Origin of the sequence: Limnospira fusiformis SAG 85.79, assembly GCF_012516315.1 — a bacterium.
GTDB lineage: Bacteria > Cyanobacteriota > Cyanobacteriia > Cyanobacteriales > Microcoleaceae > Limnospira > Limnospira fusiformis.
The window spans coordinates 2301351-2325601 of sequence record NZ_CP051185.1; the positions used below are offsets into that span (position 1 = coordinate 2301351).

General features: G+C 44.5%; 23 protein-coding genes and 1 pseudogene. 8 read left to right on the top strand and 16 right to left on the bottom strand.

The window, feature by feature from the left end; all coding sequences use genetic code 11:
- The first annotated feature begins 6 nt into the window (after positions 1–6).
- From HFV01_RS10940 to queG, 3 genes are all read left to right on the top strand, one after another.
- Complete coding sequence (locus HFV01_RS10940) at positions 7–1689, top strand: SpoIIE family protein phosphatase (RefSeq protein WP_193521082.1); 1683 nt, start codon at positions 7–9, stop codon at positions 1687–1689.
- A complete protein-coding gene (locus HFV01_RS10945) occupies positions 1679–2110 on the top strand; it encodes an ATP-binding protein (RefSeq protein ID WP_006625179.1) in 432 nt (143 codons plus the stop codon). The genes HFV01_RS10940 and HFV01_RS10945 overlap by 11 nt, the downstream gene beginning before the upstream one ends.
- Positions 2111–2186: 76 nt before the next feature.
- On the top strand, positions 2187–3116 hold the full coding sequence (gene queG, locus HFV01_RS10950) for a tRNA epoxyqueuosine(34) reductase QueG (RefSeq protein ID WP_006625181.1): 930 nt from the start codon (positions 2187–2189) through the stop codon (positions 3114–3116).
- Here the strand turns inward: queG and HFV01_RS30465 are convergent.
- Genes HFV01_RS30465 through HFV01_RS10970 form a run of 5 tightly spaced genes read right to left on the bottom strand, consistent with a single transcriptional unit; the run spans position 3095 to position 4863 of the window.
- Complete coding sequence (locus HFV01_RS30465) at positions 3095–3220, bottom strand: hypothetical protein (RefSeq protein WP_006625182.1); 126 nt, start codon at positions 3218–3220, stop codon at positions 3095–3097. The genes queG and HFV01_RS30465 overlap by 22 nt on opposite strands.
- 3 nt (positions 3221–3223) lie before the next feature.
- Complete coding sequence (locus HFV01_RS10955) at positions 3224–3694, bottom strand: DUF29 domain-containing protein (RefSeq protein WP_008051431.1); 471 nt, start codon at positions 3692–3694, stop codon at positions 3224–3226.
- Between the two features lie 24 nt (positions 3695–3718).
- The gene (locus HFV01_RS10960) at positions 3719–4144 is read right to left on the bottom strand and encodes a type II toxin-antitoxin system VapC family toxin (protein ID WP_193521083.1); all 426 of its coding nucleotides are present in this window, start codon (positions 4142–4144) and stop codon (positions 3719–3721) included.
- The gene (locus HFV01_RS10965; RefSeq protein WP_006625186.1) at positions 4141–4347 is read right to left on the bottom strand and encodes a hypothetical protein; all 207 of its coding nucleotides are present in this window, start codon (positions 4345–4347) and stop codon (positions 4141–4143) included. Before HFV01_RS10965 ends, HFV01_RS10960 begins: the two co-directional genes overlap by 4 nt.
- A gap of 45 nt (positions 4348–4392) precedes the next feature.
- Positions 4393–4863 carry a DUF29 domain-containing protein gene (locus HFV01_RS10970; protein WP_006668823.1) on the bottom strand — a complete coding sequence of 157 codons (471 nt, stop codon included), beginning with the start codon at positions 4861–4863 and terminating at the stop codon, positions 4393–4395.
- A gap of 143 nt (positions 4864–5006) precedes the next feature.
- Between HFV01_RS10970 and HFV01_RS10975 the strand changes: the two genes are divergently transcribed.
- Positions 5007–5273: a hypothetical protein gene (locus tag HFV01_RS10975; RefSeq protein ID WP_046319443.1), complete on the top strand. Its 267-nt coding sequence runs from the start codon at positions 5007–5009 to the stop codon at positions 5271–5273.
- 225 nt (positions 5274–5498) lie between these two features.
- Entirely contained in the window at positions 5499–6506 is a 1008-nt protein-coding gene (locus tag HFV01_RS10980; protein ID WP_052741574.1) for a putative endonuclease domain-containing protein, read from the top strand.
- 81 nt (positions 6507–6587) lie between these two features.
- On the opposite strand, the gene HFV01_RS10985 is transcribed toward HFV01_RS10980, so the two are convergent.
- The 9 genes and pseudogenes from HFV01_RS10985 to acnB form a co-directional block, all read right to left on the bottom strand.
- Positions 6588–7034, bottom strand: coding sequence for a PDDEXK family nuclease (locus HFV01_RS10985; protein ID WP_008051421.1), 447 nt, complete (start codon positions 7032–7034; stop codon positions 6588–6590).
- An 8-nt stretch (positions 7035–7042) separates the two neighbouring features.
- Positions 7043–7558 (bottom strand): hypothetical protein, encoded by a 516-nt coding sequence (locus tag HFV01_RS10990; RefSeq protein WP_187758238.1) that lies wholly within the window; start codon positions 7556–7558, stop codon positions 7043–7045.
- Between the two features lie 2 nt (positions 7559–7560).
- Positions 7561–8238 carry a ParA family protein gene (locus HFV01_RS10995; protein WP_008051417.1) on the bottom strand — a complete coding sequence of 226 codons (678 nt, stop codon included), beginning with the start codon at positions 8236–8238 and terminating at the stop codon, positions 7561–7563.
- Between the two features lie 31 nt (positions 8239–8269).
- On the bottom strand, positions 8270–8368 hold the full coding sequence (locus HFV01_RS11000; RefSeq protein WP_081593267.1) for an element excision factor XisI family protein: 99 nt from the start codon (positions 8366–8368) through the stop codon (positions 8270–8272).
- A gap of 134 nt (positions 8369–8502) precedes the next feature.
- Entirely contained in the window at positions 8503–8766 is a 264-nt protein-coding gene (locus HFV01_RS11005) for a DUF2442 domain-containing protein (protein ID WP_008051416.1), read from the bottom strand.
- Entirely contained in the window at positions 8741–8983 is a 243-nt protein-coding gene (locus HFV01_RS11010; protein WP_008051414.1) for a DUF4160 domain-containing protein, read from the bottom strand. The genes HFV01_RS11005 and HFV01_RS11010 overlap by 26 nt, the downstream gene beginning before the upstream one ends.
- 95 nt (positions 8984–9078) lie before the next feature.
- Positions 9079–9420, bottom strand: a pseudogene (locus tag HFV01_RS11015) (XisI protein).
- A gap of 97 nt (positions 9421–9517) precedes the next feature.
- Positions 9518–9706, bottom strand: a complete 189-nt coding sequence (locus HFV01_RS11020; protein WP_081593266.1) for an element excision factor XisH family protein — start codon at positions 9704–9706, stop codon at positions 9518–9520.
- A 98-nt stretch (positions 9707–9804) separates the two neighbouring features.
- Positions 9805–12417, bottom strand: coding sequence for a bifunctional aconitate hydratase 2/2-methylisocitrate dehydratase (gene acnB / locus HFV01_RS11025; protein WP_006625196.1), 2613 nt, complete (start codon positions 12415–12417; stop codon positions 9805–9807).
- A gap of 614 nt (positions 12418–13031) precedes the next feature.
- On the opposite strand from acnB, the gene HFV01_RS11030 reads away from it, so the two are divergent.
- Positions 13032–16862: an EAL domain-containing protein gene (locus HFV01_RS11030; RefSeq protein WP_006625197.1), complete on the top strand. Its 3831-nt coding sequence runs from the start codon at positions 13032–13034 to the stop codon at positions 16860–16862.
- A gap of 908 nt (positions 16863–17770) precedes the next feature.
- Here HFV01_RS11030 and HFV01_RS11035 read toward each other — a convergent pair.
- Together HFV01_RS11035 and HFV01_RS11040 are read right to left on the bottom strand one after the other, a co-directional pair.
- The gene (locus tag HFV01_RS11035) at positions 17771–19999 is read right to left on the bottom strand and encodes a polysaccharide biosynthesis tyrosine autokinase (protein ID WP_193521084.1); all 2229 of its coding nucleotides are present in this window, start codon (positions 19997–19999) and stop codon (positions 17771–17773) included.
- 55 nt (positions 20000–20054) lie between these two features.
- Positions 20055–21617 carry an SLBB domain-containing protein gene (locus HFV01_RS11040; RefSeq protein ID WP_006670111.1) on the bottom strand — a complete coding sequence of 521 codons (1563 nt, stop codon included), beginning with the start codon at positions 21615–21617 and terminating at the stop codon, positions 20055–20057.
- A gap of 81 nt (positions 21618–21698) precedes the next feature.
- Between HFV01_RS11040 and HFV01_RS11045 the strand changes: the two genes are divergently transcribed.
- Together HFV01_RS11045 and patX are read left to right on the top strand one after the other, a co-directional pair.
- Complete coding sequence (locus HFV01_RS11045; protein WP_006670112.1) at positions 21699–23507, top strand: FAD-dependent oxidoreductase; 1809 nt, start codon at positions 21699–21701, stop codon at positions 23505–23507.
- Between the two features lie 310 nt (positions 23508–23817).
- On the top strand, positions 23818–24081 hold the full coding sequence (gene patX, locus HFV01_RS11050; RefSeq protein ID WP_006670113.1) for a heterocyst-inhibiting protein PatX: 264 nt from the start codon (positions 23818–23820) through the stop codon (positions 24079–24081).
- Positions 24082–24251: the final 170 nt, after the last annotated feature.

The window sequence follows — 24251 nt, forward strand, 5'->3', positions numbered from 1 at the left end:
TAGAGCATGAGTCGGGGAGAAGGTCGCAAACTGAAACTAATGGTCGTCGATGACGAACCCGATAACCTAGACCTGCTGTTCAGGACGTTTCGCCGTGATTTCAAAGTCCACAAAGCCGATAGCGCCCTAACAGCCCTCGAGATTCTTGATCAAGAGGGAGAAATGGCTATTATCATTTCCGATCAGCGGATGCCTGAAATGAATGGGACAGAGTTTCTCGGTAAAACCGTTGAACGCTTTCCCGACACTATCCGTATTTTGCTGACCGGATATACTGATGTCGAAGATTTGGTCGAAGCTATCAACTCCGGTCAAGTCTTCAAATATATCACCAAACCTTGGAATCCAGAGGAACTGCGAACCGTTGTTCAGCAGGCCTCCGAAACCTATAAATTTTTTAAACAGCGCACTAACGCCCTGCGTCGGTCTTTGAAACGAGAGCGGCTATACAATGATGTGGTAATTGCCTTGCGCGAGTCTCTCGACTACGCAAGTATGCTGCAAACCATTGCAGATACCGTAGGTGAAACCTTTGAAGCCTTTGCTTGTAAGGTCAAACCTATCGAATCGGGATCTTTGTCAGAACAGGAGTTCTCTTATCAAGGTGAGTCGCACCCGGAACCCGAAAATACCATAGCCTTGATGCAAGCCGCTGTAGAAACCCGTCAAACCCAGATACCAGGCTGTCAGGGAGATGATAGCATCAGCCAAATTGTTGTTCCCCTTACCTATCAACACGACCTGTTAGCGGTTTTAGCCGTTTACCGCCATGCCGCAGACCAACCCTGGTCCGAAGAGGACATTCAACTGCTAGAAGTAGTTTCCGAACAAGCATCTCTCGCCCTGTCTCAAGCTAGACTATATCAACGTACCCTAGAACTCGCCGAGCAAATGCAGAGTGAGTTAAAGGTGGCTCGTCAAATTCAGATGAATTTACTCCGCCAAAGTTGGCCGGAATTTGACAATCTGAAGCTACAAGCCTGCTGCTATCCAGCTAGAGAAGTTGGGGGCGATTTCTTTGAGGTCTATATCCACTCTATGGGGGATATTTGGGTGGCTTTGGGGGATGTTTCCGGGAAGGGAGTTCCCGCCGCTTTGTTTATGGCTAGTGCCATTTCTGTCTTGCGCCGAGAACTCTCTCAAGATACCTCCCCAGAACCAGAACAGGTAATGCACAATCTTAATAGTATCTTATCTGATGATTTGATTGGCAATAACCACTTTATTACCATGGTTTTGGCTCGCTACACACCCGCAACAGGAGAAATATCCTATGCTAACGCTGGACATATCTACCCCCTGATTTGGGATCATCGTACCCTCCAACAACAAAACCTTAATGGTCATGGCAATGTCACAGTTGAGCCGATTTTTCTCAAGGAACGGGGTATTCCTTTAGGGATTCTTCCGGTCTGGCGCGGAAATGTAGGTAGTCGTGTCTTGTCCCCTGGAGATGTATTTTTACTCACCAGTGATGGAATTACAGAGGCTACTGTGCTACAACAAGGCAATGATGGTAATTCCGCTCGTGCCATGCTGCAACAGGAGGGGTTATGGCAACTCCTAAAACAACAAACTAGCCTATTAAATTTAGAGGCTTTACTGGCTTCCATCCGTGAACAAAATCCGGTTCAGGAGGACGATCAAACCATACTCTCTCTGGAGGTTGTGTCAACAGATGATCACTGAGTTACAGGTGCCGAGCGATATTCGGTTTTTAGAAGTTGTTGAACACTGGCTATTAAGCAGTTTGGAAGTCCAGTTAGGGGACTCGGTGGATTGGCCCCGTCAGTCGAATCGGTTTCGCCTAGTCCTAGCTGAAGCCTATTCTAATGTCATTCGCCATGCTCACCGCGATCAGCCTGAACTTCCGGTGATTATTCGCCTAGAACTTGATCAGGGTGACATTCGCCTGGAAATTTGGGATCAGGGTAAGGGGTATCAAATGAGTGATTATGAACCACCGTTACCGGAAGATAAGCCAGTACATGGCTATGGGTGGTTGATTATGAAGCGCCTAATGGATCGGGTTGATTATAAACTTGAAACTGATGGCCGTAATTGTTTGGAGTTACAGGCTAGTTTGGGTTCTAAGGAGTCCTCGTCTTGACACTCTAACCCCACCCCCCCTAGGGTGGCATTGGCTCGATGATTAATCACTTGGAACTGTTCACTTTTTCTCTCTGATGGCTGCTTCTGTTGACCGTTCTCAAATTCAACAATATCTCCTAGATTTAGGTTTTGATCAGGTCGGCTTTACCCCAGCCACATCAACCCCTGAAGAGGTGGAAGGGTTGCGTCTATGGTTAAAGGCAGGATATCAGGCGGATCTGGCTTGGATGGATAATCCTAAACGTCAGGATATTCGCCTAGTTATGCCAGAAGTGCGATCGCTTATTTGTGTTGCCATTAACTATTATACACCACATCAACATAAACATGAGCCACAATATGCCAAAATCTCTCGCTATGGCTGGGGACGAGATTATCACCGCATTTTGCATAAGAAATTAAAGCAGTTTTGTCAGTGGTTAAAACAGCAGGGTGAACATATCGAAGCCCGCTATTATGCTGATACCGGACCGATTCAGGATAAGTTATGGGCGCAACGGGCGGGGTTGGGTTGGATTGCTAAAAATGGGAATCTCATTACTAGAAATTACGGTTCTTGGGTGTTTCTGGGAGAGGTGTTAACTAATTTGGTCTTAGAGTACGATCGCCCCCATACAGAACATTGTGGCACTTGTACTCGCTGTTTGTCAGCCTGCCCGACTAATGCGATCGCTCAACCTTTTGTCGTAGACGCAAACCGCTGTATTGCTTATCATACCATAGAAAACCGAGCCGAAACCTTGCCCCCAGAAATAGCAACCAATCTTCATAATTGGGTGGCAGGTTGTGATATTTGTCAGGATGTTTGTCCGTGGAATCAAAGATTTGCTAAACCCACAAAAGAAGCCGCCTTTAATCCCTATCCGGAAAATCTAGCCCCGACTTTAGAAGAATTAGCCACTATTTCCGATGAGACTTGGAGTGAGAGGTTCACCGCCTCAGCTTTGCGCCGAATTAAGCCCTATATGTGGCGGCGTAATGCTCAGGCTAACATGAAATCATAATTCTGCCAACTCGGAGAAGATTTCAACGCGCGACGGATACGCGGACGGTGATCATCAGACGATCGCACTTCTGGGCTGTTGGGTTTCGGGGGTGCGATCGCCAATCTTTATCTCCCGTTCTCATCCTCTCCCGGCAAAAAATCATCATTTAAAATATCCGCGATCGCGTAGGGACACGCTACCGGCAATACCTCCAACGGCAACCCCGTCTCGTCCTTACCCTGTCGTCGTGTCCGGGGATACGCCCACAAAATCGCCTCCGGTAAGTAATTCTTCAAACTCGGCGAATCTTCCAAAATATCTAAAATTCGCGTGCGATGTTCGGTGATACTTCCCGCCCAACTTCCCGTCCGCAACTCCGGTTGAAATTCCCACTTGAGTAAGTGCAATAGCGCCATCGCCAAATTGCTGCGAAGACTGCTGCGTTCCCGCTTACTCATATCCTCAATTTCTTCGAGCAAGTTTTCCCAGTCCACTTGGTCATAATTGCGATCGCGCAATTGTTCCAATGTCCCCTCAATCCAGAGGACGTAATCTTCGCAGTCAAGTGTTGTCAATTGCTGTTTCGATAACGTCATATCCGATGATCGCCAATACGGGGTTTAAGGTTGATTCTGAGTTTCGGAAGTTCGATCGCCCTTTGTGTAAGTTTTGACTTCAGAATAATTCAATATTTTTTGATCTTGAGTGAGTAAGAATGTGTCATAAACTTTGGCTGTGGCAACGATAATTTGATCGGCAGGATCCGAATGAAATCCAGACAATTGAGTTGATTGAAGTATAATTGGAAGGCTCAGTTCTAAGATTTGAACTCCCGGATAGCTTAAAGCAAGTTCTAGCCATTCATGGACATAACAACTAAAACTCAATCGGTTTTTCTCGACTAATTTAGCAACCTCCCAACAAGAAATGATGCTGATACCCAGACCACTTGTTTGATGGGTTTGAATGATCTCCTGGTTTTGGGGAGATAACTTGGGGTTTTCATCCACCCACCTAATCCAGATATGAGTGTCTAGAACGATCATAGCAATGCTTCCCAGTCATCTGCTGCGACGGGTTCGTAGGGATCGTCATAGTGAATCACCTTCCCATGCAGGGGTTGATCTTGGGAGGAAGGCTGTCGCGATCGCATATCCTTTTTGACCGTTTTCAAAATGGCTTCAATAATCAGGATACGCTCTTCTATCGATGTACCTTGTATTTTTTTCAGAATTTCTGATTCGATCATTTTTTTTGATGATATAATGGTTGTTTTGAGTGCGATCGCCAATCTTTATCTCCCGTTCCCATCCTCTCCCGGCAAAAAATCATCATTTAAAATATCCGCGATCGCGTAGGGACACGCCGCCGGAAACACCTCCAATGGTAACTGAGTTTCCGCCCGCGCTTGTTTTCGCGCACTGGTATAACATTCGTCCACGACACTGGCGAGATAATTCTGCCAACTCGGAGAGGATTTCAACGCCCGACGGATACGCCGACGGTTTTCGATAATACTCCCCTCCCAACTTCCGGTTCGCCATTTCGGTTGAAATTCCCACTTGAGTAAATGCAGCAATACCACCACCAAATTATTCTCAAGGCTGTGGCGTTCCCGCCGTCCCATGTCTTCGATTTCCTCGATTAAATTGTCCCAATCTACGTCATTATAGTGGCGCGATCGCAACTGGGCGATCGTCACTTCCAGCCATTGGAGATAGTCTCGATCGTAAAGCTGTTTGATATGGGATGGCGATGGTATCATAATTCTGGTGACTGAATCAAGTTTATTATAGCCTGAAAGATTGGGCGATCGCACTTCTGGGCTGTTGGTTTCGGGGATGCGATCGCTTTCGGTTGATCTGGGAAAACTGCACTACAATAATTCTATTGATATCAACCCATGTCATGCTCGAAATTGTACTGAACTGGAAGCCCCGACCGGAAACCCTGACGCGACTGATGCAGGTTTCGCTGGAACAGCACAAAACCTTGGAATCGTTACTCGAAGAAGCGATCGACCAATACTTACAAACCCATCGTCCTCCTGTATCGCAGACGGATGCCGATCCGCTGATTGGCTTGTACGAGGGTGCATCGGAAACGAGCGATCGCGCCGAGGAAATTTTGCAAGCGGAAGTGACTGAAAATTCGGGTTTGTCGTGGAAAGATTAGATGCGATATTGTCGTGAACAATACCCAACCCATGAATTGATTGATGGGAGTTGAAGAGTAATTGTTGACAAGATAAAATCAACATAATTCATTGAAATTTGTCTAAAATAAAAAAATTCAGTTTATCTTGATAGTCCACAAATTTTTACAAACATAAGCGATATTACTTGTAAAATATTGGTTGTCTGCAACGCGATAACTTGTAGTTTAGGGAAAAATTCAATAATGCTAAAAAAATCTGAGATTTATCGACTGGTTCATGATTACATTGGAGTTAATCAGGGATACCTTAATGGATTTAGCTACAGTAAACATTACAAATTTTATGAAAACTATTGTGATCTAGACATTAATGTGGAGGATTATGAACCAGGCACTACACGAGAAAAATTTATTCTTATACTTGAAGAAGCCCATCCAATAGAGCAAGCTCAAATTATAAAGGGAGTGTTCAAAAAATTTCCTGTCTCATCTTTTCCAAAATATGAACAGGAGACAAAACAAAAACTTTATGATGAGTATCAAGAGATCCTTCATAGGATCGAGTCATCTGGGTGTTGTATTAGCGGTGAATTTAAAAATATAATTTTTGCAGCCAACGGTCCCAAACCAGAAATAGTTTTATCAGATGCTACAAGAAATAAAATTAAAATTATTAGGAATGAGGAATATTGTCTTGTGTATGATAGACCACTACCTGACAAAGGGTTGTTATGGGACGAATTAGTTGATTGGTGGGTTGACAGAGAACATTTGAGTGATTATAATCGTTCCCAACAATGTCATGAACTTTTTAATAGGTTGCTATTATCGCTCAAAGGAAACAAACCAGAGAAAATTTTATTTGATACATATTATAGATTTTTTATTAAAAAGTTGGAAAACAAGCTGCCAGCATTGATTCCGCAAGTCTATTTACATTACGATCCTTACAGTCTAAGATATCTAAAAATTATCAAACGACTACCTCGACAAAGAATGGATTTTCTATTGTTACTTCCACACAATAAGAGTATTGTTATTGAAATAGATGGCAAGCAACACTATTCTGATAGTAATGGACGAGCCGACCCTCAGCTTTACGCAGAAATGGTTGCAGAAGATAGAAATATAAAGCTTTCAGGTTATGAAATATACAGATTTGGTGGGCATGAATTTTCAAATTTTACACAAGCAAGACAGACAATTATAGATTTTTTCATCAATTTATTTGAAATGTATTCTGTTGGATAAATTATGAATATATCGGCGCATTCTCTCTCAAAAACTCAGTTTCGATTGAATGGCGATCGCATATTGGGAGATGATTATTTCTTATTGATTGAGTTTATACCATCCTCCATTGCTTAAATCTCGAAGTTCTGGTAAATCTAGTTTGGCTTTTTCAAAAATATCTGTTTTTGAAAAAATATCTTCCAGCTTTAGAAGATGGGTAGTTATATTGGGATAATTTCTGTGAAATTCTTGTAAACGGTTTAAGTATCCTGCTGTATAACCAACCCCTGACAACATAATGCCAATATCTGCATTGTTGATCATCAAATTACCGCAAAAATCAGCAGTAAACGAAGCATCTAAAGCAGTACGATAAAGTTTGCACTGAAAATAGATTTGTTTGTTACCAAGTACCCCATAACCATCAATTCCGCCATCTTTTCCGGGTGGCCCTGGATTCAAACCAAGGTGGGCGGCAAAACGCCGCCCTAAATCTTGCTTGACTGCTTGCTCAGATTCAATTATTCCCTGTACTAAAGGATTCATATTGTCTATCAACTCGCTTTTTGAAAAGATTTGAGAGCATTTTCAATAAAGTTTTCATGCATTAATTTGATGCCAAAAAAAATACATTCATTCACTTTTTCAGTCATCTCTAATTCTCGGAGCTTCTGATCTATATCAGGAGTGGGAAGAAAATCCTTATTGTACTTTTCTTGTTTGATTCTTGAATTGCCAATATCGGCTGAAGTTGCTTTTAACTCTTCTTGAAAATTTTGACACTCTTCTGATTTTCTCTTCTTCCATTTATCTATCAAATCCCGATTTTCTTGTTTCTTAATTGTTGTATCCATAAAATGGACGTAACTGATGGCAAAGTTGGGAAAATTTTCAGTCTTACCTCTCACAAACTGACCCAATTCAGTCATTTTCTCTGCCTCTGATTTTGTCAATTTATAGGAAATTTTATCTTGTAGCTTGTTTGGTCCCTCCTTTTCTGACTCTAGAATTCCTTTATTAATTGCACTTTTGATATTTGGAACAGTTTGCTTTTGGTGGTTTTTCGTCATTTTTATACCCTCTCAATTGAGTCAATGTTCAATAAATCGGAAAAATATTCATATAAATTTTCGTGATTTTCGTATTCCCAAATATACTGTCTTTCTTGATAAATAGCCGTTTGCATTTCATCTTGTAGCTCTTCCATCGGAAGAGCTATCTGCCAAAACTGGTTTTTTTTCTCTGCCTTGATTTGAGATAATTCTCTCTCTACTAACTCCCTTGGTATACCCAAAGGTACGATTGATACTTGTGCCATATAACCGGCTGTAGATCTGAGCTGAGATATCAGATCTAGCATATTAGGAAGTTGTTTAATTGCTCTTTCCCTTTGAGATGTGTTGACAGGGATTAAAATTAAATCCGGATCGTTTCCAACAATTGCCCTAACCGTATCGCTTTTAGGGGATTTGATATCTAAAACAATATGACTGTAAGATTGAGCTTGTTTTTTCACTGATTTACGTTCTTCATTATAAATAACCGTACTACTTCCGCTATCAACCAGAGAGTATGAATCATATTGATTTGGCGAACTCTCGTCGCGCGCAAAAAATTGCCAAAGGTCGGCTTGATCGTCACAATCAACTAGAAGTACACTGTCTCCCCGATTGAGCAATACACCTGCTACATGGACGGCTAACGTAGTTTTTCCTACCCCACCTTTATTGTGGGTACACAGAATAATCAATTTTTAGCTTCCCCCATGCTCATTGACTCGCTTAATTATAGCCAAATAAAGTAAACTGAGTCAACTTGCGAGTCTCCGGATCGTGAAATGCAAACACGATATCTTCCGGCGGCACACCTTCCCTCAACAACTTAGTGGCTTCAAAGTCGCCCTAGGTCAAGTGTATTTAGGGCGATAATAGGGAAGGCGCGATCGCCTACTCTACTATTCTACAACATAGTTGCTCAAGACATTCGCAGGAACCGCAAAAATATCCTTTATCCTTTAATTCCTAGCTCCTGGTGCAGGAGCGCCCCGCAGCATCCCTTCTGTACTCAAATCTTCATCAATTTCTTCCCAATGCAAACCATATCCACCGCCGCAAATCTCCCAAGCCTCTCGCTGTTCTGGCGTGGCATGGTATAGCTTAGGATACCAAACTAAAGGGACGGAAATTGCACGGCCATCCATCAAAAAGACTGTTATCGAATCCTCGTCAAACGAGACATCTTTCACTCGCTCGTCAACTTTCACCGCCGAAGTATTCATACCAAGCCTCCAACAAAATCTCCTGGTTATCTTGTACAATTTTCTGTATTTTACGCAACTCCCTCGCACTGAAACCGATATTACGAGCCAGACTGACGGGCGATAACCAAAATTTTACCGAATCCCGATCGCGATCAATATGAACGTGCGGCGACTCGTTCGGTTCGTGACTGTAAAAATACAGGCGATAGGAGCCAATCCGTAAAACCGTAGGCATGGGAAGGAGTATGTAAAGGGTGGGGACAACTGCTCACCTCGCTATTCTACAACCTAGTTGCTCAACACATTTGCGGGAATTCCCAAAATATCCTTTCAAGCTACAGCAAACTCGGTCAACTTGCGAGTATCGGGATCGTGAAACGCCAACACGATATCCTCCTTCGGTACACCCTCCCTCAACAACTCAGTTGCAATTCCCTCCTCCGTCCAATCCTCCTCAATATAAATTTTATCATTTTTGATCCGAACATACACAGAAGCCGCATTCACTCGCCGATTATTTTTCCAACCTACATTAAACCAAAGATATTAACTTCTTTCATCGTCAAATATCAGGATTTCATCGATGTCTGGATCTGGGATTTGGGATGATAGCTTATCATATTGACTCAGAACGTCTTTGATGATATTTTGATAATGGGCTAATTTATCCATTCTACCATCTCCTCATTTTTAATATCGACAACTCACAGGAAAACTTGAAATCTTTGCACAATTAGTTCGATCGCAAGCAACCTGTTTGAAAAATTTTTCATAATGCCTTTCCCAATTCGCGCATCGGAGAACGCCCGATCAAACTTTTCACTTCGATTTTGCCAGCTAAATCTGCCATCAATTTGACTTCTGCATACTTGATGAAATACGGGTCGAAAGTAATCGTCCACCCGTCCTTTATCAGTGCATTTTTGACAGCATCATGGTAAATATCCTTCGCTGGTATCGTCTTTCTTTATCACTGTGCAGGGAAGGCGCGATCGCCTCCCCACAATCCTACACCAAAGAGGGGAAGGCGCGATCGCTTTCCCAGCATTAGATAAGCTAGTTGCTTAACGCACCAGCCGGGATGCCTAAAACATCCTCAATTTTCGGCATTTGCTCAAGAGGAATCACTCGACCCTCATCTTCAAACCCTGCAATTTGATCAAAGTTCAAATAGCGGTAAAGATCCCCCGCAAACGGGTCGATTTTCTGGGTGATAATCGCCATATATTCCTCAACCGTGGGAATGCGACCCAACAGCGCACAAACCGCCGCCAATTCAGCCGAACCCAGATACACCTGAGCCCCCTTACCCATACGGTTATTAAAGTTGCGAGTCGAAGTAGAAAATACCGTTGTATTATCTTCCACCCGTGCTTGATTTCCCATACAAAGAGAACATCCAGGCATTTCCGTCCGCGCCCCAGCAGCCGCAAAAGTACCATAAACCCCCTCTTCCCGAAGTTGTTGTTCATCCATGCGGGTAGGCGGACAAATCCACAGACGCACCTTCACCGGACCTGCCCCTTCTAACACCTTAGCAGCAGCGCGATAATGTCCGATATTAGTCATACAAGAACCGATAAACACCTCATCGATTTTGTCACCCGCACACTCAGACATCAGTTTCACATTATCAGGGTCATTAGGTGCCGCTACAATAGGTTCAACGATCTCATCCAAATTGACCTCAAGAATATCCGCATACTCAGCATCGGCGTCAGCTTCCATCAACTCAGGATTAGCTAACCATTGTTCCATCTTGGCAATGCGACGGGTTAAAGTCCGAGCATCCTGATATCCACGAGCAATCATATTCCGCATTAGGGCTACATTCGATCGCAAATATTCAGAAATCGTCTCAGTCCCCAACTTAATCGTACAGCCAGCACAGGAACGTTCCGCAGTAGCATCAGTCAACTCAAAAGCCTGTTCCACCTTCAAATCAGGTAGACCTTCCATCTCCATAATCCGGCCATTGAAGACATTTTGCTTATTCTCCTTACCAACAGTCAGCTTACCTTGCTGCATCGCCACCCAGGGAATAGCATTAACAATATCGCGCAGCGTCACACCCGGCTGTAATTGCCCCTTAAAGCGCACCAAAACCGATTCTGGCATATCCAAAGGCATCGCCCCCAAAGCGGCTGCAAAAGCCACCAAACCCGAACCAGCGGGGAAAGAAATACCCAAGGGGAAACGGGTATGAGAATCGCCGCCAGTCCCCACCGTATCGGGTAACAGCATCCGGTTTAGCCAGGAGTGGATGATACCATCTCCCGGACGCAAAGCCACACCGCCACGGGTAGCAAAGAAGTCCGGTAGTTGCTTGTGGGTTTTGATATCCACTGGTTTCGGATAGGCTGCGGTGTGACAGAAACTCTGCATGGTCAGGTCAGCGGAAAACCCTAAACAAGCTAATTCCTTCAATTCATCCCGCGTCATGGGTCCGGTAGTGTCTTGGGAACCTACGGTGGTCATTATCGGTTCGCAGGAGGTACCTGGACGGACTCCCGGTAGTCCGCAGGCTTTCCCAACCATTTTTTGGGCTAGGGTAAAGCCCTTTCCGGTATCTTCTGGGATAGCAGGACGGGCGAAAAGTTCGCTGGGGGTTAGTCCCATTGCTTCCCGGGTTTTGTCGGTCAGGCTGCGACCAATTAACAAGGGAATCCGACCCCCGGCGCGTACTTCGTCTAGGATAGTTTCCGGTTTCAGGGTGAAGGTAGAAATCACTTCCCCGGCTTGGTTGGTAATTTCGCCTTTGTAGGGGTGAATGGTGATCACATCCCCGGTTTCCATTTTGCTGACATCACATTCTATGGGGAATGCGCCAGAGTCTTCGGCGGTGTTGAAGAAAATGGGGGCGATTTTTCCACCTAGGATATAGCCTCCCCGCCGTTTGTTGGGTACAAAGGGGATATCTTCGCCAATATGCCACAGGACTGAGTTAATGGCAGATTTGCGGGATGAACCAGTCCCGACTACATCCCCAACATAAGCTACAGGGTAGCCTTTTTGTTTCAGTTGGGCGATGGTTTGTATACCTTCGGGCATCCTTGACTCTAGCATGGCTAGGGCGTGCAGAGGGATGTCTGGTCGGGTGGTGGCGTGGGGGGCGGGAGAAAGATCGTCGGTGTTGGTTTCGCCAGGGACTTTGAAGACGGTGACGGTTATGGCTTTGGGGACTTTCGGGTTGCGAATGAACCAGGCGGCGTTAGCCCAAGCGTCTAGGACTTGTTTGGCGTAAGGGTTGATATCTGACAGCGCTAGAATGTCGTTGAATGCGTCAAATACTAGGGTGATTTTGCTTAGGGCGTTGGCTGCTTCGCTGGCAATATTGGAGTCGGAAGACTTCAGGAAACTTACCAGGGATTGCACGTTATAACCCCCTACCATTGTACCTAGTAGGTCGATCGCTCCTTGGGGACAGATGAGGGGACTGCTGATTTCCCGTTTGGCGATCGCTGTCAGAAATCCGGCTTTTACATAGGCGGCTTCGTCTACTCCGGGGGGAATGCGATCGCGCAATAGTTCCATCAGAAACTCTTTTTCCCCTTCCGGTGGGTTTTTCAGCAGTTCGCACAGTTCCGAGGTTTGCTCCGCAGTTAGGGGCAATGGCGGAATTCCCTGTTGGGCGCGTTCAGCAGCCTGTTGACGATAGGCTTCTATCATTACTTCTGTTCTCCTTTTCGTTTGATTATTTTATGCTACCTAGAATCCATCAAAAATGGCTAGGACGATTTATCCGTTGTCCTTCTGATTCCATCTCATGCTTTCTACTGCTGGGCTTTCAACATCTATCATTTGATTTCCCCCCTTACTCTATCGGAAACTAGATGAGTAGGATAATATCAAGTTACATAAAACTGTATTTTAGACAACATTATTAGTATCTCAGCTAATCATGATATCCTTGGTCTGCTGATTTGACGATGCGGATGCACCCTACAAATGTCATCTATAAAGGTGCTTTAGTCAGCTTCTGATTATCCATGGGTCTGCTTATTTGGGGATGCCGATAGACCCGCCCCATGTCATTTGATGAGTGACGACATTAATATTATACTACAATTTCCGCCCATATAACCTGTATATTAACCTTTATTATATGGATGGGCTGTTGATCCCCAGTCTGTTAAAGTTTTTTAAATTTGTCGGGCTATCTAAGTTGATTTGCCAGAAAAATAGTACAATCGTAATATAGGAAGTATGAGACGACCTGTGCATCTGCTCGGTAATCACAAGCGGCTGCGGTTGTTGATTGAATAATTTTCAGGACTCCCAAAGTGGCTGGCCAACATCAAAAAGCGCGTGAATATCAGTTTACAGACCCCAAGGGACAGAGCGATCGCCATTATAGAGAATTTTCCTCGGAGAGTGAGAAAGTGTCACCAACCCCTCCAGAAATAATGTCAATGTTGGTCCAGTCTCTACCTCAACCAGTGATGGTGAGCGACCATGATGGCACGATTATCCATTGTAACACAGCTTTGCTAGAAATATGGCAGGGGTCAAGGGAAAGTCTAATCGGACATAAAGAATCCTTTATTTATACATCCATTAACCATTATCAGCAAATTCGGGAACAGTTTGACCAAGGGAATGCCATAGACTCGGTGGAAATTCAAATCCGCCTATCAGATAGGCGGACGACTTGGGTATGCCTATCTATGCGATCGCTACCCTTAATCCCTGAACCGGTAGTTCTAACAATTTTCTCAGACACCAACAGCCATATTCGCCGCCCCAACCAAAACCAGCTAGACAATGAAGCTAGTTATCAAGCGGCGGTCGCCAAATTTGGACAAATTGCTCTCACCAGCCCTGACCTTGACTCTCTGATGGGGAAATTGATTACTCAGGTCAAGGAAACCTTAAAAATTAATCGCTGCATGGTTTTGGAACTACTACCCAATCATCAGGCTTTTTTACTACGTTCGGGTATTGGTTGGCGACCAGGGCTAGTGGGGTCGGCTCAAATTACTGCCTCTCCTAATTCCCAGGCAGGTTACACCCTCCAACAGGGTGAAGCAGTAATCGTTGAAGATCTGCGAGTAGAAACTCGTTTCCCAGGAACTCCTCTGCTACACAACCACAAAATTGTCAGCGGTTTAAGTGTGATTATTCCCGGACCAAAAGGGGCTAACTCCAAGCCTTGGGGGGTGTTGAGTGTACATACGCGACGAGTGCATCAATTTACCTTAAATGATGTACATTTTTTGGAGGCGATCGCTCACATTCTCGCTACGGCGATCGAGAGACAGCGGGCTGATGAACGACTCAAGTTGATGGAAAGAGCCATCAATAGCAGTCGCAATGGCATTATTATCACCGACGCTACTGAGTCGGACAACCGGGTGATTTTTGCGAACTCAGGCTTTGAGAAAATTACCGGATATTCTCGCCATCAAGTCATTGGTCGAAATTGTCGATTTCTTCAGGGTCGAGACAGTGACCCCAAAGCCTTGGCGGAGTTACGAAGCGCCATTGAAGAAGGGAGGGAATGTAATATTGAATTAAAAAAATATCGCCCAGACGGTAGCAGTTTTTGGAATGAATTATCAATTTCTCCGGTCTACAATAACCAAGGCTTTCTCACCAATTTTATCGGTATTCAAACCGATATTAGCGATCGCAAACAGGCGGAAGCTAACCTCTTATCCAAATCCGAAGCCCTGGCGCAGTTTAGCAGCAAACTTAAACAACTACATCGCATTACTACCCGTCTTTATCCTAGCCTAGAAGCCAGGTTTGAAGACTATCTACAGACCGGGTGTGAATTGCTGCAAATGTCAACAGGTTTAATTGGTAAAATCTCCGCCGGAGTCTATAGCTTAGAATTTGTTTATCCTCACTCCGACTTATTTACCATCGGTCAAACTGCGAACATCGCCGACACCTTTTGTGCTAAACCATATCACACTCAGGAAACCGTTACCCAAACCCAAGCCGGTCTTGACCCGGAATGGAGTCAAGTCCAAGCCTACCAGACACTTACATTAGAATCTTATATCGGTACTCCCATTTGGGTAGGCGATCGCATTTATGGCGTACTGAGTTTTGTTCACCAACCACAGAGAACCGTACCCTTTAAATCAGAAGATCGCGAAATTATTGAATTGATGGCACAGGGTTTAGGAGACTTCCTCGCCGCCCAAGAAATTGAACAGCGACAACGAGAGGCTGAACAAGCCTTGCGAGAAAGTGAAGAACGTTATCGGATGTTAGTAGAACTTTCCCCCGACACCATTGCTATTTACTGCGATGACCAAATTGTTTATATTAACCGTGCCGGGGTAGAATTGTTGGGGGCTAAACAACCCGAAGATATTATTGGTCGTTCCATTTATGATTTTGTGGATTATGATCAGACCACAGTCATTCTCAACCAAGAATTAACTGGAGAAGCCAAACAGCAATCGGCGACGCTTTTTGAACAACAATTAATCCGCTTAGATGCCGCAATTATTGACGTGGAAATTGCCGGCATTCCCACTAATTATCATGGTCGCGATGCCATTCAAATCATTATCCGCGATATTAGCGATCGCAAACAAGCCCAAGCCCAACTACTCCACGCCGCCTTTTATGACCCTTTAACCGAACTACCTAACCGCAGTTTATTCAACCAAAAACTCTCCGAAGCCTTACGGCGTTCTAAAGAGGACTCGAATTATCAATTTGCGGTTCTCTTTTTAGATCTAGATCGGTTCAAAGTTGTTAACGACAGTTTAGGTCATGTTATCGGTGATTTCTTGCTCATAGAAATTGCTCATCGCTTAGAAATATGTGTTACCAGCCCTGGGGATACCATCGCCAGATTAGGGGGGGATGAGTTTACCATTTTGATGGATCACATTTCCGACCCCAAACAAGCACTAGAATTAGCCGAAAAAATTCATCGGGAACTCAGCCAGCCCTTCTATATCGAAGGTCACGAAATTTTTACCACTGCTAGTATTGGTATTGTACCCAGTCGCGGATGCACCTTTAAAAAAGGAGCAGAGACCGACAACTACCACTGTTTATTATACAACAACCCCGAAGATTTTCTCCGAGATGCAGATATCGCCATGTATCATGCTAAAGAACGAGGAAAGGCGCGATCAGAAGTTTTTGATTTATCAATGCACACCCAAACCCTCGCCCTTCTGCAATTAGAAACTGATTTGCGTAAAGCCATATTTGGATCTGCTCAACTCAATGTTGCACTCAATCACATCTCTAGCTCTGAGTCCAACCCGTTAGCCTCAGCCATCTCTGATGTATCTGTCATACCTAGTCAACTCCCAAGTTTAAATGACTTTATCATTCACTATCAGCCAATTGTCTGTTTAATTACTGGTAGGATAGTCGGTTTTGAAGCCTTGGTGCGATGGAGACATCCCCGCCGAGGATTAGTGTCACCTGCTGAATTTATCCCCGTAGCGGAAGAGACGGGATTAATTGTTCCTTTAGGCGCTTGGGTCCTGGAAGAATCATGCCGTCAGCTTAGTAGTTGGAAACAACAACTTAAAAACTGGGAGAGGTCTCCGCAATCAGTCTCTTCTCACTTAACCATTAGTGTCAATTTGTCTGGGAAACAACTCAATCAGCTTAATTTGATACAACAAATTGATGCTATCTTAGCCAGAACTAATTGCGACCCGAAAAGCCTCAAGCTGGAAATTACCGAAAGTATGTTAGTTGAGAACTTCCAGACCGCTTTGATTGTTTTAGCACAACTAAAAGCACGCAAAATTCACCTAGCCATTGATGATTTTGGGACGGGATACTCCTCTTTGAGTTATCTGCATCAATTACCCCTCAAAAGTTTGAAAATCGACCAATCCTTTGTACAGCGATTGGAGGAAGAACCCAGCAATTATATCGATCAATACAGCCAACCTCAACAAATTATCAAGGCGATTATTTCCCTGGCTCATAACTTGGGGCTGGAAGTTACCGCAGAAGGTATTGAGACTCGACAACAGATGCAGTTTTTGCACAATCTTGGCTGTGATTATGGTCAGGGTTATTTGTTTTCTAAACCTTTACCTGCTGAAGAAGCTACTCAATTAATGCTTAACTCTGCGATCGCATATTCTAGCGAAAAATCGCGCTTCTTTTACGGTTAATTTACACTCCGTTGATGATAGTCTACAACCGTGAAGATACTTATCAAAATCCTGTCCATAGCATAAGTTTTCCTAATTTGTCTGGGAAGATAAATTTGAATCGCAAAATATTGTTAAGAATTGTTACAATTTTGTTGAAAATCCCTCGCAAATAGTTGACGAGATTATAGGGGTTGTGGTATCCTCAAATAAATCGCACCCAAGGGGTTACTATGCCTTGATTCAAAAATAGAGGCTACAACCCGCATTCTATCGCACTTAAACTTATTCTCTGCCGAAAAAATTAAATTTGCGATTCACGAGTTTTTGGGTAAAATCAGGAGGCCATTTTTAGGGGTATTGACAAAAACGACATTTTGTGCATAGACGACATTTTCCGGGTAGTTCAACTTCAGCGTTGACGGTAATAAATAATAATTTGTTTTCTAAGGCTTTACCTGCTGAAGAAGCTACTCAATTAATGCTTAACTCTGCGATCGCATATTCTAGCGAAAAATCGCGCTTCTTTTACGGTTAATTTACACTCCGTTGATGATAGTCTACAACCGTGAAGATACTTATCAAAATCCTGTCCATAGCATAAGTTTTCCTAATTTGTCTGGGAAGATAAATTTGAATCGCAAAATATTGTTAAGAATTGTTACAATTTTGTTGAAAATCCCTCGCAAATAGTTGACGAGATTATAGGGGTTGTGGTATCCTCAAATAAATCGCACCCAAGGGGTTACTATGCCTTGATTCAAAAATAGAGGCTACAACCCCCATTCTATCGCCCTTAAACTTATTCTCTGCCGAAAAAATTAAATTTGCGATTCACGAGTTTTTGGGTAAAATCAGGGGGCCATTTGGGGGGGTATTGACAAAAACGACATTTTGTGCATAGACGACATTTTCCGGGTAGTTCAACTTCAGCGTTGACTGTAATAATAATTAGTTTCCTGACGATCGCCATTAGCAACCATACCCAAAACGGGAACTCCAGCCATTTCCAACTCTCGCAGAGCCAGATTAAAAGCTGATCGGTCAGTTTTTCCCAACCCGACCACCATCATCAACCCATTAGTGTGGGAGGCGAGTAAATTAGCATCAGCCAAACCCAACAGGGGAGCAGTATCATAGACAATTAAATCAAACTGTTGGCGCAGTTGAGCCATAACCTCCTGCATTCGCGCAGAAGCCAGCATTCGAGTCGGGTCAACAGGTAGAGGACCGGAAGTTAAAATAAACAGATTTTCATCCGATGGCGATCGCCTAATCAAAGTCTCGATCTCCAGATTACCAGCGATCGCATCACTGAGACCCTGTAAATTAGACACCCCCAACATCGAATGAATACGGGGGTTACGCAAATCAGCATCTACCAATAACACCCGCTGACCCATCGCCGCCGCCCCAATCGCTAAATTTAGGGCTACAGTAGACTTACCATCTGCAGGTCGTGCGGAACTAATCACACAGGAGTTGATGGGTGATTCCGTAGCCAAGTGGCGTAAATTAGCCGTAAGCGATCGAAAAGCCTCGTGAAATATCCCACAGGGGACCATCGACAAATTTGGTAGAACATCGGTCTCCCCAGTCAACCGAGAATTAGCCGGAAGCATCAAAGCATCATCGCTGGCTGGAATTACCCCTAACAGCGGAATGGGGGTATTCTCCGCTATTTCTTCGCTGTTGTGGAACACATTATTAAGGCGATCGACCAATTGAGCTATAATCATTCCCAAGCCTAAACCCGCCAATCCTCCCAAAGCTAGATTTAGGGGAATATTCGGCGAAACCGTCTCCAGTTGTCCGGATCTTTGGCGAGGAATCATGGGGGGGGCGATTAATTGCCAGGATCTAACAGGCGGTTCTATAGTTAATTCTAAGTCCGCCTGGCGATCCGATAAGTCATTTAGTCGGGTGGTAGCGGTTTCTAACTGCTGATTTAAGTCTCTGTAGCGGCGGATGACTTCCGGTAAACTTTGAGAGTATTCTTGTAAACTGGTCGCTGCTGTTTGTAAAACGCGATCGCGTACCTGTAGCATTTCTATCTGATGTGCTGCTACCATCATCTGCTGAATTAATCCCATTCGCAGGGAGTCTTGGTGACTTAAAATACTGGGGTCTACAGTAGTTAAGTCTTGACCCAAAACCCGCACCGCCTCTTCTTGGAGTAATGGTAATAAATGATTGCGTTGGTCTAATAAAGATTGAATTTGCGGGGATGCTTCCTTAAACCTAGTCGACTCTACAGCTACCTCGGTTTCCACCGCTAAGAGTTTTTGTAGGAGGGTTTGATAGCGAGGAGAATTTGTTAAAGCCGAAGCCATCATCGCCTGTTGGGGGTCGAGTCCTAGTTGTTGTTGTAGAGTTAAATACCGAGACTTTTCCTCTTGGAGTTGGGTTTGGGTTTGTAGTCTTTCGGTTTCTATCATCCCTAAGCGATCGCTTATTTGGCGGCTGGTAACTTCCGGCGTAATCATCAGATGCTCCTGCTGGAGATTCACAATTTCTCGTTTGAGGTTATTCACCTGGGTAACTAGGGGATTAATTTTTTGATTAATCATCTCCAGCTTTTGGCTGGTTTCCGACGGACGTTGTAACCCTTGATGATATTCCAGATATCCCGAAGCGATCGCCTCCAGAATAAACTGGATCTTTTGCGGTTCACTATCTTGATAACTCACCTCCAAAATCTTAGTCCCTTCCAGCATTCGCAATTCCAACCGACCCGGAGATTTATCATTAAACAGAAACCGATAATCAACCTGGGGATAGCGACTTTGAATATTCTCCAAAATATCAGCCATAACCTGGGGACTCTGTAGCATTGTCAACTGAGATGCTTCGTCTAACCCCCCCAGTTCATCTGAGGAACTTATTAACAGTTGAAACGTCCCTCTATACTCAGGTAATTGTTCAACCGTCCACCAATAAACCCCCGTCACTGTTGTCGCAGCCACCCCCACAACCACCAACCAGCGACGACAAAACAGATCCGCAATTTTCGCCAACATTCCCCTCGGTTTAGCCCCAACAATCTCAACATTTCTCGCTTCCAAATCTCCGCGATACCAGGGAGAAAATCCCATACCCTCCGCCGATGAACTCCGGGTATAAATCATCGATAACTGGGAACGTCTAGCCTTTTTCATCTTACCTTACTCCCCGATTTTTGCGTGTGCTAAATAACCAGAAAATGAATTTTGCTTAAAAGATACTTATAAACCTCATCAACCCCAAAACATTACTAATCGGATTTAAGGTATTAAAAACCGTACCCATTCCCTCCCGAAAAGCCGCACCCCCTGAACGGTTCACCATAACTACATCGTTATTTCTCAGGACCGGATTATTAGCCTCATTCACATCATCCGATAGATTAACCGAGATCACCCTTCGGGAAACAGTCCCATCCGGGGATATACGGATGAGTTCTACCCTATTGGAGTCAGCCTGACCCCGTTTCAGACCTCCCGCCGCCAGAATCACCTGGTTTAGGGAACTGTTGGGGGGTAGACTAATCGCCCCAGGTTGTAGAACCTCCCCCACCACACTAACACGCATTATACCCGGAGAAAAACTAGCTGTTGCCACATTACCAGAAACTGTAGCATCTACAGTCCCCCCTTTAGGCACAATAATTGTATCCCCCCCTTGTAAAGCAATATCCTCCTGGAGATCTCCCTCTTGTAGAAGTTTCCATAGGTCAACCATAACAGTTTGTTCCGTCCCTGTACGACTAATGCGCCGCACCTGAATTTCTCGAATATTTGCTTCCGGTGTAATTCCCCCCGCCGCTTTAATAGCCCTGGTGACTGTATACACCCCAACCGGATCAACTCCAACTATACCTCGCCACTCCGATACATTTTCCCCCTCAGTCCCAGCCATGGTGTCAATGCTAAGGATATGGGTTCCTGGTCGGTTCACCTCCCCCACCACCGCCACATTAATCGGTCCGTCAGCATTACTAGCAAAATTAGCACTAGACAACTGACGCGCTTCGTGGCGATTAATATTTGTAACAGTCGGAATATATATCCTATCTCCATCTCTCAGGGCTAGATCTTGACTCAGGTCACCATTTTGGAGAAGTTCCCACAAATCAAGATTAACAATAGTTTCCTCACCTCCCCCCCCAGGACGACGGATTTTTACCTGGCGAATATCGGCGCTAGTAGTTATTCCCCCCGCCATTCGCAAAACACCTGTCACAGTAGCAGCATTAGAAACACCTCCCATATTTTGACTCTGGGAATTACCCGATACCATATAAGAACCGGGTCTCTTAACTTCCCCAGCGATCGCTACTTGAACAGGTCTCCTCTCTAATAATTTTACCGTAATCAGTGGTCGTTGTAAATATTCCCCATATCGTTCTTTCAGCAGTTCCGAAACTTGATCAATTGTCATTCCCTGAACCGTCACTCTCCCAATTAACGGGAGGTTTAAACTTCCATCTACTGACACCTGATGACGACCTCTTTCGCCACTATATTCGGGAACATTGAAAATATCAATTTCTATGGTATCACCCGCCCCTAAAATATATTCCCCCACCACCAGAGGAGACAAATTGTTAGCCCCATTATTACCATGATTAATTGTCGGCATTGGTGGCGGTGGTAAAAACTCCCCCCCAGCCGGGAGAGACATCAACAGCCATGTTAACCCCACACAGTTGACTGTTAATCCGAAAAAACATATTTTTTGGGTTGTATAAATCAGCCCGTTTTTGAGAATTTGATTATGTTTGATGATATTATCCATTTCAATAAAATTATCCGCCTATTTTCAGAATCGCCGAATTGTGTTATAACTATATTCTGTGATTGACAATTGCCGAGATTGATGGAACAATTGCAAACAGATGTTTTAGTGGTTGGTGGAGGTGCTGGGGGAACTGCCGCCGCCCTCCAGAGCGCCCGTGGTGGGGCTAATACTATTTTAGTGAGTGAATTTTCCTGGTTAGGAGGAATGTTAACCTCCGCCGGAGTAGCTGCACCAGACGGGAACGAATTAGTAGCCTTTCAGACGGGTCTATGGGGTGCTTTTTTAAGAGAACTTAGACAAAAACAACCCACGGGTTTAGACTGGGGATGGGTTAGTTTTTTTAATTATGACCCCCGCATAGGCGCGCAAATTTGGTCAGACTGGGTAAAATCTCAAAAAAATCTACATTGGATTTCTGGATATGCACCCCTAGAAGTATTGCGGAAAGGCGATCGCATTACTGGGGTGAGATTCCCAGATTTTACCATTAATGCCCAGGTTACCATTGATGCCACAGAATTAGGAGATATTTTAGCTCAAGGTGAAATTCCCTATCGCTGGGGTTGGGAATGGCAACAGCAATGGCAAGAACCTAGCGCCCCAATTCAATCTAGCCAATTTACCGATAATTGTCCAGTACAAGACCCCACCTGGGTAGTATTATTACAGGATTTTGGCGAAACACAAGCCCCAGCCATTAAACCTACCCCAGAAGCCGATTTTAGCAAATTTCAGGGCGCTTGGGATGGCTACGACCCCCAACAATTCCTCAACTATGGTCGCCTACCTGGGGGGTTAATGATGATAAACTGGCCCCATAAAGGCAATGATTACGGGGTAGGATTGGATCGTTTGATTGCTTCAGCGCCACAAAAACAGGCATTCTGGCGGGAAAGTCTACAGCATAGTCTGAACTTCGCCGCCTTCATTCAACAGCACCTAGGAAGGCGCTACGGCTTGGCTGAGAGCATATTTCCCCATACCATGTCAGCTTGGAAAACTGACCTAGGCTTAACTCCTCAGCAACTTGGCGCTTTTGCTATTCATCCCTACTACCGAGAAAGTCGCCGTCTGTGTGGAGTCCAAACGATTACAGAAAATCATATTTTACCTGTCTCAGGAAGTCGCGTCGCCGCCTTACCTATAGACCACAATGGACAATGTGAGGCGATCGCCATTGGTAACTATCCCAATGATCACCACTACAGCGCCGGGTTACTACCAGTTAAACTTAAACTCTTACGCTGGGGAGGTCGCTGGACGGGAACCCCCTTTACTATCCCCTATCGTACCCTAATTCCAGAAACTACAGAGGGCTTAATTGTGGCTGAGAAAAATATTTCCGTTTCCCATATCGCTAATGGCGCTACCCGTCTACAACCTGTGGTTTTGGGTATCGGACAGGCGGCGGGAATGGCTGCGGCTTTATCTGTCCAACAGCGCATATCTCCCCGAATGCTATCAGTGCGATCGCTTCAACAAGCACTATTAACCGACCCCATAGCCCCCGCCGCCATTATTCCCCTGTTTAACCTTACAGGCGATCGCGCCGATTGGCTAAAATGGCAACAATACTATTTAGACCACCCACAAGCCTATCCCATAACTGGTGAAGTTCCCCCACCCGACCCCCACCCGACACAATTAATATCACCCTCATTATCAGAATTTAGCGGACAATTTCACCGCCACCCAGACCACGAATATTCCCTCACCCTCTCTCAACCTCACTCACTCCTCGGTCAGGTATTGAGTCTCGTTACCCTCCACCCACACATTAATCAACAATTACAAACCATACCTACCGCTACCCCCATCACCGTTTGGGGACGACACAACTCCGCCGGTCGCTGGCTACTTGTCGAAGTCATCAAAGAGTTATGTTAAGTTTTGTAACCAAAAAAATCGCCTTTTATGACTGGGGGGGTTGACAAAAGCGATCGCCCTGTGGTAGTCTATGTAATAATGGGAATATTAACAATTTTATTTTTTGCCTACATATTACCAAACTAATCTGTACTATCTTAATAATACCACTACCGTCCGAAAACTGTCAACCCCCAGCGGTAGATGCCAGCGCCACAAGTCAAGTATTGTAGGGCTGAAGGAAAAAATTATCAGATTATCCTTGAGATTATCCTGATGTAGGCCTATTGGGTTGGTATCAGGAAATGGACGCTTTAATACGGACATTTCTATGAAACTCAACCCTACATTTGGCTTTTCTATGTTGCTGTTGTTAGGCATGAGCAGTGCCGCCCAAGCTATGGAAATAAGACCAAGCAGACAGCAATTAGAATCCATGACTAACCAATATATGCTCTCAGCGCAAACGGAGCATCATGGCTCCCGCAGTCCCTGGCAAGGAACACCCCGACGGGGATTTGCTGAGACATTCGAGCAAACATCTCCATCAGAATCCCTGTTTCCCCATCGTGGCAGTGGCAGAGCTAATCAATGACTGATGATTCCGGTACAAAAATCCCCTTCTAGTGTCATGTTTTAGCCCCAATAAATTTTAGAACATAAATCCGAGCATTTGTCAACAAATACAACCAATCTATAAAGACCACAACTGCCGAACATTTCCATTAGTTTATGGATGTTGGGCGGTTTTGTGTGTATAATAAC